Genomic DNA, 11,367 nt, shown 5'->3' with positions numbered 1-11,367 from the left:
GCAGACTTCCACGACGATGAGCGATTTCCCCGACGGCTTCTTCGACCGCGCCGACCCGGCCGACGACCGCGAGTTCTACCTGCCCCCGCGCTTCGTCCAGCACATCGACGAGGGCGCGATCGCCGCCGCGTCGGCGTTCTACGGCGAGATCGGCACCACCGGCCGGGTGCTGGACCTGATGTCGTCGTGGGTGTCGCACCTGCCGCACCGCCCGGAGCACCTGACCGTGCTGGGCATGAACCGGGCCGAGCTCGCCGCCAACGAGATGGCCCACGAGGCCGTCCGCCACGACCTCAACGCCGACCCGGTGCTCCCCTTCGCCGACGCCGCGTTCGACGCCTGCGTCTGCACCGTCTCGGTCGACTACCTGACCGACCCGGTCGCGGTGTTCGCCGAGGTGGGACGGGTGCTGGTGCCGGGCGGGGTGTTCGCCGCCACGTTCTCGAACCGCTGCTTCCCGACCAAGGCGGTCCGCGGGTGGCTCGCCTCCGACGACAGGACGCGGGTCGCGATCGTCGGGGAGTACTTCCGCCGCAGCGGCGCGTTCGACACCCCGGTGGCCCGTGACTGCGGCGCACCCGGGGATCCGCTGTACGCGGTGTGGGCCCGCACCCCTACCGGCTGACGAAGTCCAGCACCGCCCGCTCGAACTCCCGCGGACGCTCCATGTTCGGGTAGTGCGCGGTCCCACCGATCTCGCCGGAGCGGCCGTCCGGGACGGCGGCGACCGCGTCGGCGACGATCCGCCGGTGGTCGTCGGAATCGAGGGCGCCGACGAGACCGAGCAGCGGCACCGGGAACGCGCCGGCGCGCTCGACGGCGTCGTCGAGGAAGCCGATCGGGCCCGGGGGCGCGGCCGGGTCCGCGGGCAGGTGGTGGGACAGCAGGTCGACCGCCATCAGCCGGATCTCGGCGAGGACGGCCGGGTCCACGTCGGCCTCCGTGCGGAACGGGCCGGGCACGAACTCCAGGAACACCCGGACCCAGCGCTCGGCGTCGAGGTCCAGGCGCGCCTGCTCCCAGCGCGCCATGGTGTCGACCGTCCACGGGTCGGTCCACACCGGCTCGCCCGCGCCGGCGCCGCACAGCACGACCCGGTCGACGAGGTCCGGGCGTTCCAGCGCGGTGTCGAACGCGACCCGCGCCCCCATCGACAGCCCGACGAGCGCGACCGGCCCGGCGTCGAGGTGCTCCAGCAGCGCGGCGAGGTCGGCGTGCGGCCGGTGGCCCTGCGGGCCGGGCGTCGACGACGCGCCGTGCCCGCGGGCGTCCGGCACCACGACCCGGTGCCGGGCGGACAGCGGCCCGATCTGACGCGACCACATCCGTCCGTCGACGGCGCCCCCGTGCAGCAGCACCAGCGGCGGGCGCCCGTCCGGGTGCGGGCCGGTGTCGCGGTAGGCGATCCGGCCGTCCTCCACGGGCAGGAACGTCGGGACGGTGACCTGGGCGAGGGCGAGTGTCATGACAACCAAGGTGTCATCATTCGCGCACCATGACAACCCGGGTGTCATACTCGGATCGTGCCCGACATCGACGACACCGCCGAGAAGCTGGCCGAGGTCTACGTACTCGTGGGCCCCCTCTACCGGCGGGTGCTGCGCGAGGTCGAGGAGTCCGCGCCGGACAACCGGGTCTCGGCGGGCGTGCGCGCGGTGCTCGACCAGCTCCGACGGCACGGCCCGATGACCGTGCCCGGGATCGGGCGGTCGCAGTCGCTCAGCCGGCAGTTCGTGCAGCGGATGGTCGACGACGCGCTGGCCGCCGGGCTCGTCGAGCGGGCGGACAACCCGCGGCACCGGCGGTCCCCCCTGATCGTGCCAACGCCGGCCGGGCGCGCGGTGATCGACGAGGTCGTCGGGCGGGAGCACGCGCGGCTGCGCGCGGTCGCCGGACACCTCGACCCCGCCGACGTCGACGCGACGCTGCGGGTACTCGCCGTGATGGTCGCCGACCTGACCGAGATCGAACCGGAGACCGAACCCGGGCATTGACCCCCTCGGCCCGGTGGCGCACGATCCGACCGAGATCGACCCCCCACCACTGGCGGTGCCCACGCATGTCCGACACGTTCACCTTCTCCGGCCGCGACGGCGCCGCCGTCACCGCCTACCGCTGGCTCCCCGCCGCCGCGGGCGACCCGGTGCGCGGGATCGTCCAGATCACCCACGGCATGGGCGAGCACGCCCTGCGCTACGTCGCCCTCGCCGACGCGCTGACCGCCCACGGCTTCGCCGTCTACGCCCAGGACCACCGCGGTCACGGCGCCACCGCGGGCGGGCCCGAGAACTTCGGCGTCCTCGGCGACGACGGCTGGGAGCAGCTGGTCGCCGACATCGGGCTGCTGTCCGCGCACGCCCGCGCCGAGCACCCGGGCGCCCCGCTGGTGCTGCTCGGTCACAGCATGGGCTCGTTCGCCGTGCAGCAGTCCCTCGTCGCCGACGGGACGCCGCCGGACGCGGTCGTGCTGTCCGGCACCGCGCTGCTCGACCTGATGGAGCAGGGCCTGGACCTGTCCGCGCCGCTGGACCTGTCGTCGTTCAACGCGCCGTTCGAGCAGCGCACCGGTTTCGAGTGGCTCAGCCGCGACCCCGCGCAGGTCGACGCCTACGTCGCCGACGCCCGCTGCGGCTTCGGTCTGGACCTGCCCGGCACGCAGGCGATGTTCGCCGCCGCCCGGCCGCTCGGCGAGGTCGCCACGCTGAAGCGGATCGCGGGCGGACTGCCGGTGTACGTCGTCGTCGGGGACGAGGACCCGGTCAACGCCGGGCTGGCCCTGGTGCGGCCGCTGACCGAGCGCTACGCCGAGGCCGGGCTGCACGACGTCACGCTGAAGGTCTGGCCGGGTGCCCGGCACGAGGTGTTCAACGAGACCAACCGCGACGAGATCGTCGCGGACCTGCTGTCCTGGCTCGACCGTGTCGTCCCCGAGCGGCGGGGCGCCTGAGTTGCGCGTCGACACCACCGGCGGCTTCTCCGCCTCCCCGCTCGAGACCGAGGCGGCGGCCGTCGCCGCGGAGGCCGAGGGCTACGACGCCCTGTCGGTCCCCGAGACCTCGCACGATGCGTTCGTGTCGCTGGCGCTGGCCGCCCGGGCGACCAGCCGGATCCGGCTGCAGTCGGCGATCGCGGTCGCCTTCGCCCGCAACCCGATGACGCTGGCCTACCAGGCCAACGACGTGCAGCTGCTCTCCGGCGGCCGGTTCGACCTGGGGCTCGGCTCGCAGGTCCGCCCGCACATCGAGCGCCGGTTCGGGATGCCGTGGAGCCGCCCCGCGGCCCGGATGGAGGACTTCGTCTCCGCCCTGCGGGCGATCTTCGACGCCTGGGCCACCGGGGACCGGCTGCATCACCGCGGCGAGTTCTACTCCCACACCCTGATGACCGAGTTCTTCTCACCGGGGCCGAACCCGCACGGGATCCCGCCGGTGATGCTGGCCGCGGTCGGCGAGCGGATGACCGAGGTCGCGGGCCGGGTCACCGACGGCCTGCTGGCGCACTCGCTGACCTCGCCGTCGTACCTGGCGGAGGTGACGCTGCCCGCGCTGCGCCGGGGACGCGGCCGCGACGACCTCACCGGCTTCGACGTGTGCCTGCCGGTCTTCGCGGTCCTGGGCGCCGACGCCGAGGCCCGGGCCGTCGCCGAGGCCGGGGTGCGACGCCAGATCGCCTTCTACGCCTCCACTCCGCCGTACAGGCCGGTGCTGGAGCACCACGGCCGCGGCGCGCTCGCCGACGAGCTCAACGGACTGTCGCGCCGGCAGGCCTGGGACGAGATGACCGGCCTGGTCGACGACGACCTGCTGGCCCTGTTCGCCGTCGCGGGCGACCCGGCCGGGGTGGCGTCCGGGATCGCGGACCGCTACCGCGGCCTCGTCGACCGGGTCTCGCTCAACACCCCCTACGACGCCGACCCCGCCCTGGTGCTCGACGTCGCCACCCGGCTGCGCGCGGCGTGAGCACCCATCCGGAGATCCGGGAGGGGGTCCGCGCGGTCTGCTCCGGCTTCGGGGCGGAGTACTGGCGCACCTGCGACCGCGAGCACCGGTTCCCGCAGGAGTTCCACGACGCGATGGCCGCCGGCGGCTGGATCGGCATCGCCGTCCCCGAGGCCTACGGCGGCGGGGGCGCCGGGGTCTCCGAGGCCGCCGCGGTGATGGAGGAGGTCGCCGCGTCCGGGGCGGCGATGAACGGGGCGTCGGCGATCCACCTGTCGGTCTTCGGGATGAACCCGGTCGTCCGGCACGGCTCGGAGGAGATGCGGCGGCGCTACCTGCCCCGGGTCGCCGACGGGTCGCTGCAGGTCGCGTTCGGCGTCACCGAGCCCGACGCGGGACTCGACACCACCGCGATCACCACGACCGCCCGCCGCGACGGCGACCGGTACCTGGTCCGCGGGCGCAAGGTGTGGACGTCGAAGGCGCCGTTCTGCGACAAGGTCCTGCTGCTGGTGCGCACCACCCCGCGCGCCGAGGTGACGAAGCGGACCGACGGGCTGTCGCTGCTGCTCGCCGACCTGCAGCGCCCCGAGGTCACGATCACCCCGATCGACAAGCTGGGCCGCAACGCGGTCGTGTCCTGCGAGGTCGTCTACGACGACCTGCCCGTCGACGCCGCCGACCTGGTCGGCGAGGAGGGCCGCGGCTTCCGGCTGGTCCTCGACGGGCTCAACCCGGAACGGATCCTGATCGCCGCCGAGGCGCTGGGCACCGGGCGGGCCGCGCTGGCCGCCGCCGTCGCCTACGCGAAGGAGCGCACCGTGTTCGGGCGGCCGATCGGCCAGAACCAGGGCATCGCGTTCCCGCTGGCCGAGGCGCACATGCGGCTCCGGGCGGCGTCGCTGGTGATCGCCGACGCCGCGGCCCGCTACGACGCGGGCGAGCCGTGCGGCGAGCAGGCCAACACCGCGAAGTTCCTGGCCGCCGAGGCCGCGTTCTTCGCCGCGGACCGGGCGGTGCAGACCCTCGGCGGGTTCGGCTACGCCACCGAGTACGACGTGAGCCGCTACTTCACCGAGGCCCGCCTGATGCGCCTGGCCCCGCTGCCGCAGGAGATGGTGCTCAACCACGTCGCCGAGCACGTGCTCGGGCTGCCCCGCAGCTACTGACACACGACGGCGGCCGGTGACCCGCCCGGGTCACCGGCCGCCGTACGTGCTGCGTACTACCGCAGGCCCAGCTTCTTGGAGCAGGCCGGCCACGCCTTCCAGCCCTGGGCGTCCAGGACGTTCTCGGCGACGCGGATCTGCTCGGACTTGCTGGCGTTGTGCGCCTTGCCCGACCCGCCGAAGGCCTTCCAGGTGGACTGCGTGAACTGCAGGCCGCCGGAGAAGCCGTTGCCGGTGTTGGTGTTCCAGTTCCCGCTGGACTCGCACTGGGCGAGCTTGTCCCACGTCGAGGTCGCGACGGACTGCGTGGGGACCGCGACGGCGGCGGGGGCGACCGCGGCGGAGGTCTCGGGGGCGGCCGTCGCGGGCCCGGCGAGGGCGAGCGGAGCGCCGAACGCCAGGACACCGGCGACGAGAGTTCCGACGAAACGCCCACGGATGGACATGCGCGTGCTGCTCATTGTGTGATCACCTGAGGTCCGGACCCACGGCTTTCCGGGCGGGCCGGTCGCGCGGGGAGCGCTGTGCCGGTGTCGTCGCGAGGGGACTCGCGGCCCGCGGCCCCGTCTCGGTCCGTGCAGGTCGACTGGCCGGGGACCGCGGGACGGGGCCGTGGTGGCGTGGCGGTTCCGGCGCTTCGGTGCATGCCCGGCCCGTGTGGACCGGAGCGACCACGAAGGTCGCCGACCGGCCGAGATCAGGTCAAGCGGACGACCGGTGACGTATCACACGGAGATAACGACGGGATACGTCGTCGCAGCTCAGAAGCACATTTCTACGATCACGGAACCGACACCGAACAGGCCGATGCTTTCGATCCGGAGATGTTCCACCGGCGTCAGCGGCGGGGCGCGCCCTCGGCCCGGCGCAGGGCGAACACCGCGATCCGCACGACCATCGCGTCGAGCAGCAGACCGCCGAACGCCCACGCGTCGAGCCAGGCGGTCCAGTTCCTCCCCTGCGCGACGGCGAGGAGCCCGGGCACCAGGAACAGCGCGACACCGAGCCCGCCGGCGACGGCACAGGCGAGCAGCGCCGGGCCGTCGGCCCGGCGCAGCAGCAGGAGCAGCGACACGACGGCGGCCGCGGCGACGAGCCCGTCCAGCCCGGCCAGGACCGGCCCCGTGGCGCCGAACGCGAGCCGGACGTGCACGGCGGCCGAGAGCACCAGCAGCACGGTCAGGATCCGGCGCCCGGTCACCGGGCCGCGGTCGTCGCTCATGGGTCCATCCTCACCTACCGCACCCGCAGCACCAGGAGGCGGCAGTCGACCTGCTGCCCGGACCGGTAGGGCGCGACCTCGATCGAGACGGCCTCGAACACGTCGGCGGCGGCGAGCCGGTCGACCTCGGCACGGTAGCCACCGGACTCCCAGACGTCGTCGAGGACGGTCGCGACCAGGTAGCCGCCCGGCCGCACGACCCGCGTGAACTCCGCCAGCGCCGAGGGCCCGACGTGGGCGTGGGTGAGCGTCCCGACGCAGACGACGACGTCGTAGGAGTCGTCCGCCAGCTCCAGCGCGGCGGTGAGGTCGGCCTCGCGCAGGTCCCGGTAGGCGCCGGTGGCGCGGGCCCGCTCCAGCATCCCGGCCGACAGGTCGATCCCGTCGACGGTGGTCGCGCCGCGCTCGCGGAGCGCGACGCCGACCAGCCCGGTGCCGCATCCGGCGTCGAGGATCTCCCCGCCGGGGCCCGCGGCCGCGACGACGGCGTCCGCGGTGACCGCGGGCGCGACGTAACCCTGGGCCTCGCCGGTGAGGTCGGCGTCGTAGGTGGGGGCCCACTCGTCGTAGAGGGCCCGGGCGTCGGCCGGGCCGCTCAGTGAGTAGGCGCGTTCCAGGTGGGGGTCGCCCCCGGTGCTCGTGGCCATCGCCCGATCATGGTGGACGGCCCGCGGGCTGTCATGCGCGCCCGAGCTGCCCCCGGGGCGGCGGATCGGCGGCGAGCAGCGAGAGCGCGCACAGTGCGCCCCAGCCGGCGGCGACCATGGTCGCCTTCTCCCGGGCGTCGCGGTCGGGGAGCTGTGAGCCCAGCACCACGAGGTCGACGATGTCGGCGCCGACCCGCACCGCGATGGCGGCCTTGAGCGGGGTGCCGGCCGGAGCCAGCGCCATGGCCAGGCCGGACGCGAGGTCCCGCCCGCCGACCGCCCGCGCGAGCAGCGTGGTCCCCGCGGACGGGGTCCGGCCGCCACCGGACAGCTTCGTCGGCGACAGCAGCACGTCCGGCTTCGCGGCGACGGCCGCGCCGTAGGCGGCGGTGGCGGCGCCCAGCAGGCGGGGGATCCAGGTCAGGTCACGACGGGGCATGTACCCGGTGTACCCGTTCCGCGCCGGTTCTCGCCCGCCCGCACGGACCGGCGACCGAGCGACCGGTGAGCGTGCCGAGCGCGAGCACCGCACCCCACGGCCCGATCACCCAGATCGGCCAGAAGTAGCCCCCGCCCCCGCCGAGCGCGACGGCGGCCCAGACCGTCAGGACGACCACCGCGGTCAGCGCCCACGGCCCCCAGGTCGCAGCCAGGACGGTCCGGCGGACCCGGCGCTCACGCTCCGGGTCGGCGGGTCGCGGCAGCCGGGGCAGGTCCGCCTCGACCGCGGCGAGCTCCGACGCCGTACGCGCCGCGGTCACCTGCTCGCTGCGGGTGGAGAACTCGGCGAGGTCGAGCCGCCCGTCCCCCACGTGCCTGCCGAGCCGTTCCAGTGCGCGCTCCCGCTCGGCGTCACCGATGCGTACGTCCATCATGACCACCCTCCTGATCGGATATCGAGACTATCCGCTATCCGTGCCGGGAGCACAAGTCAGAGCTCGTCGAGGAAGGCGAGCGCCGCCTCCGCCGAGGTGCGCCGCCAGGCGGCCAGCATCCGGTCGAACTCGTCGGCGCCGCCGTCCCCCGCCCGTCCGGCCCGGTCCTGCTCGGCCCGCAGCGCCGCGACGATCGGCGCCAGCTCGCGACGCTGGGCGTCGACCAGCGCGGTCGCATCCCGGCCGTGCCGGTGCAGCACCGCCAGCTTCAGCAGGAACTCCGAGCGCAGGTCCCGCACGTGCGGAACCGGGGTGCCCAGCCAGGCGTCGACGTGGCCGCGGCCGGTGGGGGTCGCGGCGTAGAGGGTGCGGGGCGGGCCGCCTTTCGTCTCGACGGCCTCGGCGGTGATCAGGCCGGCGTCGACCAGCCTGCCGATGGCCCGGTAGACGACCGGGCGCGGGATCTGCCACACCCGGCCCAGCTCGCCGTCGGCGGCGGTGAGCGCGGCGACGGCGAAACCGTGCACCGGACGCTCGCCGGCCACGGCCAGCACCACCCATTCGGCGAGTCCCAGCCGCGGAAGCATCGGGCCAGCGTAGGGCCTCAGCGGTTGACGGCCGCCCCGTTGCCCTCCGCCCAGGAGAAGCCGCGGTCGTAGAGGAAGCGCAGCTCCGGATCGCTCTCCAGCACGAGCCGCTGCCCGTCCCCGGCCAGCTCGACCCGGCCGTCGGGCCGGACCGCCCAGGTGAGTTCGACCGTCCGGACGGCGGGCTCGAACATCGGGGCGGCCCCGGACTGCGGCGGGTTCCACTCGACCCGGATCGTCCGGTCCCCCACGGGCCGCCACGTCCCCCGGACGACGGTGCTGTCGGCGAGCCGGAGCGAGATCCCGGCCGACCCGGACTGCGGGTAGCCGGGGATCGGGATCGACGGGCCGACGTAGGTCCACTGCCCGACGGCGACGTGCTGCCAGCGCCGGTCGTCGGCGAGCCGCGCGGCCGGGGCCGTCGGGTCCTCCACCACCCGGTACACCCCGGCGAGCGCGAGGTCACTCCGCTGGAGGGCGGGCTGGAACTGCTGGAACAGCACGCCCTGCGCGGCGACCAGGGCCAGCCCGAGCACCGGGACGAGCCACCGGGTGACCCGGCGGACCCGCGGCCACGGCAGCAGCCGCGGGGACCCCTCGGTCGCCGCCGTCGGACGCCCGGCCAGGAATCGCACCACCCGCGGCAGCTCGGGGGCCGCGACGAGCGCGAACCCGACCGTCAGGGCGAGGGCGAACTGCTTGACCGGCACGTCGTAGGTCATGTTCAGCAGGAAGACGGTGCCGAGCGCGACGGTGCCGAGCAGGCCGCCGATCCACGCCGTGCGCCGGAACACCAGCAGCAGCACGACGACGAGCTCGGCGAACCCGGCGAGGAACTGGATCACCGGGGAGTAGGCCATGAGCCCCCACAGCAGGCCCATCGGACTCTTCTCACCGGTCATGGCCAGCGCGTCGGAGTAGTCGGCCCGGCCCATCTGGGTCAGGTTGAGCTTCGACCACACGTAGGCCTGCATGACCATGATCAGGACGAACCGCAGCAGCGCGTGCAGCGCCCAGCCCACCCGGTTCCACCACGGTCGCGGCGTCGTCGGCACCGCCGTCGTCGCGGCGGCGCCGTCCACGTCGTCCTCCCGCCGCACCGCGGCGTCCCCCCTCGTCCCGGTCATGACACGACGGTAGGGACGGTGGCGCGGCCGCGGATCCCTCCTCCGACGGATCCTGCGCTCCTCCGCGGGTGGGAGACGTGAACCACAGCCCGCCGATGCATTGTGCACAACCATCGACGGGTAGCCACATGGCGATGCGGCCGTACGAAGGCCGCCCGTCCCGCCGCGGCACCGGAGCCCGGCCATCCCAGACACGACGTCCACACGCGACGCCGACCAGGAGGAAACGTGCCCACGACCGTGCCCGCCATGACCACCGCCGGCCCGAACAAGCCGTTCGAGCGCGGGACCGTGACCCGCCGCGACCCGAAGCCGCACGACGTCGTCATCGACATCCGGTACGCCGGGATCTGCCACTCCGACATCCACCAGGCCCGCGACGAGTGGGGCGAGGGCATCTACCCGATGGTCCCCGGCCACGAGATCGCCGGCGTCGTCTCCGCGGTCGGCGACGACGTGACCCGCTACGCCGTGGGCGACACCGTCGGCGTCGGCTGCTTCGTCGACTCCTGCCGCGAGTGCGAGAACTGCAGGGCCGGCGAGGAGCAGTACTGCCTCAAGGGCGAGGTGCAGACCTACAACGCGAAGGAGTACGACGGCGAGCCCACCTACGGCGGCTACTCCACGCAGATCGTCGTCGACGAGAACTACGTGCTGCGCATCCCGGACGGCGTCGAGCTCGACGTCGCCGCGCCGCTGCTCTGTGCCGGCATCACGCTCTACTCCCCGCTCCACCACTGGGGCGCGGGCCCCGGGAAGAAGGTGGCGATCGTCGGCATGGGCGGTCTCGGCCACATGGGCGTGAAGATCGCCGCGGCGATGGGCGCCGAGGTCACGGTGCTCTCCCGCACGCTGTCCAAGGAGCAGGACGGCAAGCGGCTCGGGGCCGCGCACTACTACGCGACCGAGGACGAGTCCACCTTCACCGAGCTGGCCGGATCCTTCGACCTGATCGTCAACACCGTCGCCGCGGTGATCCCGGTGGACGACTACCTCGGACTGCTGAAGCTCGACGGCTCGATGGTCAACGTCGGTGTGCCCGAGGAGAAGCTGTCCTACCACGGGTTCTCGCTGGTCGCGGGCCGCAAGAGCCTGTCCGGCTCGAAGATCGGTGGCATCCGCGAGACCCAGGAGATGCTGGACTTCTGCGCCGAGCACGGCCTCGGCGCCGACATCGAGACGATCTCCTGCGACCAGGTCGACGAGGCCTGGGAGCGGGTCGTGCGGGGCGACGTGCGCTACCGCTTCGTGATCGACACCGCGACCTTCGCCTGAGGGTTCGTCAAGCCCCCCGGCGTCGCACTTCGAGACGCCCGCGGTGCCGCGATCCGTGGAACGATCCCCGGCGACGTTGCCGACCAGAAGTGAACCGGAGGCTCACGTGATCCTCATCGTGCTCAAGGCCCAGATCCGCCCGGACAAGCGCGAGGAGTGGCTGTCCGGCATCTCGCAGTACAAGAAGGACGTGAACTCGGAGCCGGGCAACATCTCCTTCGACTACCACGAGAACTACGAGAAGCAGAACGAGTTCGTGATCGTGGAGGTCTTCAAGGACAGCGCGGCCGGCGACGCGCACGTCAAGACCGACCACGCGCAGAAGTTCTTCGACTTCATGGGTTCGGTCGTGCCGGAGAAGCCGCTCATCAACTTCCAGAGCGAGGACGGCAAGGACGCCTGGGTCGAGATGGGCGAGGTCACCCCGCACTGATCCCCGGCCCTCCCAACGATGCCGGCGACCCCACGGGTCGCCGGCATCGTCGCGTCCACCGGTGCCGTGAGCAGGTGTCCCGGCTGCGCCGGAC

Annotated in this window: 15 protein-coding genes; 7 read left to right on the top strand and 8 right to left on the bottom strand. The window is 73.7% G+C overall.

Annotated features, from left to right (window positions below):
• Positions 1 to 16: 16 nt before the first annotated feature.
• A complete protein-coding gene (locus tag ND486_RS08255) occupies positions 17 to 625 on the top strand; it encodes a class I SAM-dependent methyltransferase (RefSeq protein ID WP_208822870.1) in 609 nt (202 codons plus the stop codon).
• Here ND486_RS08255 and ND486_RS08250 read toward each other — a convergent pair.
• Positions 615 to 1,466 carry an alpha/beta fold hydrolase gene (locus ND486_RS08250; RefSeq protein WP_208822868.1) on the bottom strand — a complete coding sequence of 284 codons (852 nt, stop codon included), beginning with the start codon at positions 1,464 to 1,466 and terminating at the stop codon, positions 615 to 617. The genes ND486_RS08255 and ND486_RS08250 overlap by 11 nt on opposite strands.
• Positions 1,467 to 1,523: 57 nt before the next feature.
• Between ND486_RS08250 and ND486_RS08245 the strand changes: the two genes are divergently transcribed.
• The 4 genes from ND486_RS08245 (at position 1,524) to ND486_RS08230 (ending at position 5,107) form a co-directional block, all read left to right on the top strand.
• Complete coding sequence (locus tag ND486_RS08245) at positions 1,524 to 1,994, top strand: MarR family transcriptional regulator (RefSeq protein ID WP_251783474.1); 471 nt, start codon at positions 1,524 to 1,526, stop codon at positions 1,992 to 1,994.
• Between the two features lie 65 nt (positions 1,995 to 2,059).
• A complete protein-coding gene (locus ND486_RS08240; RefSeq protein ID WP_251783473.1) occupies positions 2,060 to 2,947 on the top strand; it encodes an alpha/beta fold hydrolase in 888 nt (295 codons plus the stop codon).
• 1 nt (position 2,948) lies between these two features.
• A complete protein-coding gene (locus ND486_RS08235) occupies positions 2,949 to 3,959 on the top strand; it encodes a TIGR03617 family F420-dependent LLM class oxidoreductase (protein ID WP_251783472.1) in 1,011 nt (336 codons plus the stop codon).
• Positions 3,956 to 5,107 (top strand): acyl-CoA dehydrogenase family protein, encoded by a 1,152-nt coding sequence (locus tag ND486_RS08230; protein ID WP_251783471.1) that lies wholly within the window; start codon positions 3,956 to 3,958, stop codon positions 5,105 to 5,107. The genes ND486_RS08235 and ND486_RS08230 overlap by 4 nt, the downstream gene beginning before the upstream one ends.
• A gap of 56 nt (positions 5,108 to 5,163) precedes the next feature.
• Here ND486_RS08230 and ND486_RS28945 read toward each other — a convergent pair whose 3' ends face one another.
• The 7 genes from ND486_RS28945 to ND486_RS08195 all read right to left on the bottom strand — a co-directional run bounded on the left by ND486_RS28945 (position 5,164) and on the right by ND486_RS08195 (position 9,565).
• Complete coding sequence (locus tag ND486_RS28945) at positions 5,164 to 5,568, bottom strand: transglycosylase family protein (protein ID WP_373324044.1); 405 nt, start codon at positions 5,566 to 5,568, stop codon at positions 5,164 to 5,166.
• 377 nt (positions 5,569 to 5,945) lie between these two features.
• Positions 5,946 to 6,329 (bottom strand): hypothetical protein, encoded by a 384-nt coding sequence (locus ND486_RS08220; protein ID WP_251783470.1) that lies wholly within the window; start codon positions 6,327 to 6,329, stop codon positions 5,946 to 5,948.
• Positions 6,330 to 6,343: 14 nt separating this feature from the next.
• Positions 6,344 to 6,976 carry a class I SAM-dependent methyltransferase gene (locus ND486_RS08215; protein WP_251783469.1) on the bottom strand — a complete coding sequence of 211 codons (633 nt, stop codon included), beginning with the start codon at positions 6,974 to 6,976 and terminating at the stop codon, positions 6,344 to 6,346.
• Positions 6,977 to 7,007: 31 nt separating this feature from the next.
• Positions 7,008 to 7,415 carry a hypothetical protein gene (locus ND486_RS08210; protein ID WP_251783468.1) on the bottom strand — a complete coding sequence of 136 codons (408 nt, stop codon included), beginning with the start codon at positions 7,413 to 7,415 and terminating at the stop codon, positions 7,008 to 7,010.
• Positions 7,402 to 7,851, bottom strand: a complete 450-nt coding sequence (locus tag ND486_RS08205; RefSeq protein WP_073575980.1) for a DUF1707 domain-containing protein — start codon at positions 7,849 to 7,851, stop codon at positions 7,402 to 7,404. Before ND486_RS08205 ends, ND486_RS08210 begins: the two co-directional genes overlap by 14 nt.
• 56 nt (positions 7,852 to 7,907) lie before the next feature.
• Positions 7,908 to 8,438: a PadR family transcriptional regulator gene (locus ND486_RS08200; RefSeq protein ID WP_100878974.1), complete on the bottom strand. Its 531-nt coding sequence runs from the start codon at positions 8,436 to 8,438 to the stop codon at positions 7,908 to 7,910.
• 17 nt (positions 8,439 to 8,455) lie between these two features.
• Entirely contained in the window at positions 8,456 to 9,565 is a 1,110-nt protein-coding gene (locus ND486_RS08195) for a hypothetical protein (protein WP_251783467.1), read from the bottom strand.
• Between the two features lie 249 nt (positions 9,566 to 9,814).
• On the opposite strand from ND486_RS08195, the gene ND486_RS08190 reads away from it, so the two are divergent.
• Both ND486_RS08190 and ND486_RS08185 read left to right on the top strand, forming a co-directional pair.
• Positions 9,815 to 10,840, top strand: coding sequence for an NAD(P)-dependent alcohol dehydrogenase (locus ND486_RS08190; RefSeq protein WP_062398615.1), 1,026 nt, complete (start codon positions 9,815 to 9,817; stop codon positions 10,838 to 10,840).
• A gap of 106 nt (positions 10,841 to 10,946) precedes the next feature.
• A complete protein-coding gene (locus tag ND486_RS08185; RefSeq protein WP_062398617.1) occupies positions 10,947 to 11,273 on the top strand; it encodes a putative quinol monooxygenase in 327 nt (108 codons plus the stop codon).
• The last annotated feature ends 94 nt before the right edge of the window (positions 11,274 to 11,367 follow it).

Source organism: Pseudonocardia sp. DR1-2 (assembly GCF_023717215.1).
GTDB lineage: Bacteria > Actinomycetota > Actinomycetes > Mycobacteriales > Pseudonocardiaceae > Pseudonocardia > Pseudonocardia alni.
The sequence above is the reverse complement of the archived record's forward strand: the minus strand, read 5'-3'. Positions and strand labels throughout refer to the sequence as shown.

Excerpts from the sequence above, each read along its gene's own strand:
- ND486_RS08190 (WP_062398615.1), top strand. The coding sequence starts at position 9,815 with ATGACCACCGCCGGCCCGAACAAGCCGTTCGAGCGCGGGACCGTGACC.
- ND486_RS28945 (WP_373324044.1), bottom strand. The coding sequence starts at position 5,568 with ATGAGCAGCACGCGCATGTCCATCCGTGGGCGTTTCGTCGGAACTCTC.
- ND486_RS08255 (WP_208822870.1), top strand. The coding sequence starts at position 17 with ATGAGCGATTTCCCCGACGGCTTCTTCGACCGCGCCGACCCGGCCGAC.
- ND486_RS08195 (WP_251783467.1), bottom strand. The coding sequence starts at position 9,565 with ATGACCGGGACGAGGGGGGACGCCGCGGTGCGGCGGGAGGACGACGTG.
- ND486_RS08250 (WP_208822868.1), bottom strand. The coding sequence starts at position 1,466 with ATGACACTCGCCCTCGCCCAGGTCACCGTCCCGACGTTCCTGCCCGTG.
- ND486_RS08215 (WP_251783469.1), bottom strand. The coding sequence starts at position 6,976 with ATGGCCACGAGCACCGGGGGCGACCCCCACCTGGAACGCGCCTACTCA.
- ND486_RS08205 (WP_073575980.1), bottom strand. The coding sequence starts at position 7,851 with ATGATGGACGTACGCATCGGTGACGCCGAGCGGGAGCGCGCACTGGAA.
- ND486_RS08240 (WP_251783473.1), top strand. The coding sequence starts at position 2,060 with ATGTCCGACACGTTCACCTTCTCCGGCCGCGACGGCGCCGCCGTCACC.
- ND486_RS08210 (WP_251783468.1), bottom strand. The coding sequence starts at position 7,415 with ATGCCCCGTCGTGACCTGACCTGGATCCCCCGCCTGCTGGGCGCCGCC.
- ND486_RS08200 (WP_100878974.1), bottom strand. The coding sequence starts at position 8,438 with ATGCTTCCGCGGCTGGGACTCGCCGAATGGGTGGTGCTGGCCGTGGCC.
- ND486_RS08220 (WP_251783470.1), bottom strand. The coding sequence starts at position 6,329 with ATGAGCGACGACCGCGGCCCGGTGACCGGGCGCCGGATCCTGACCGTG.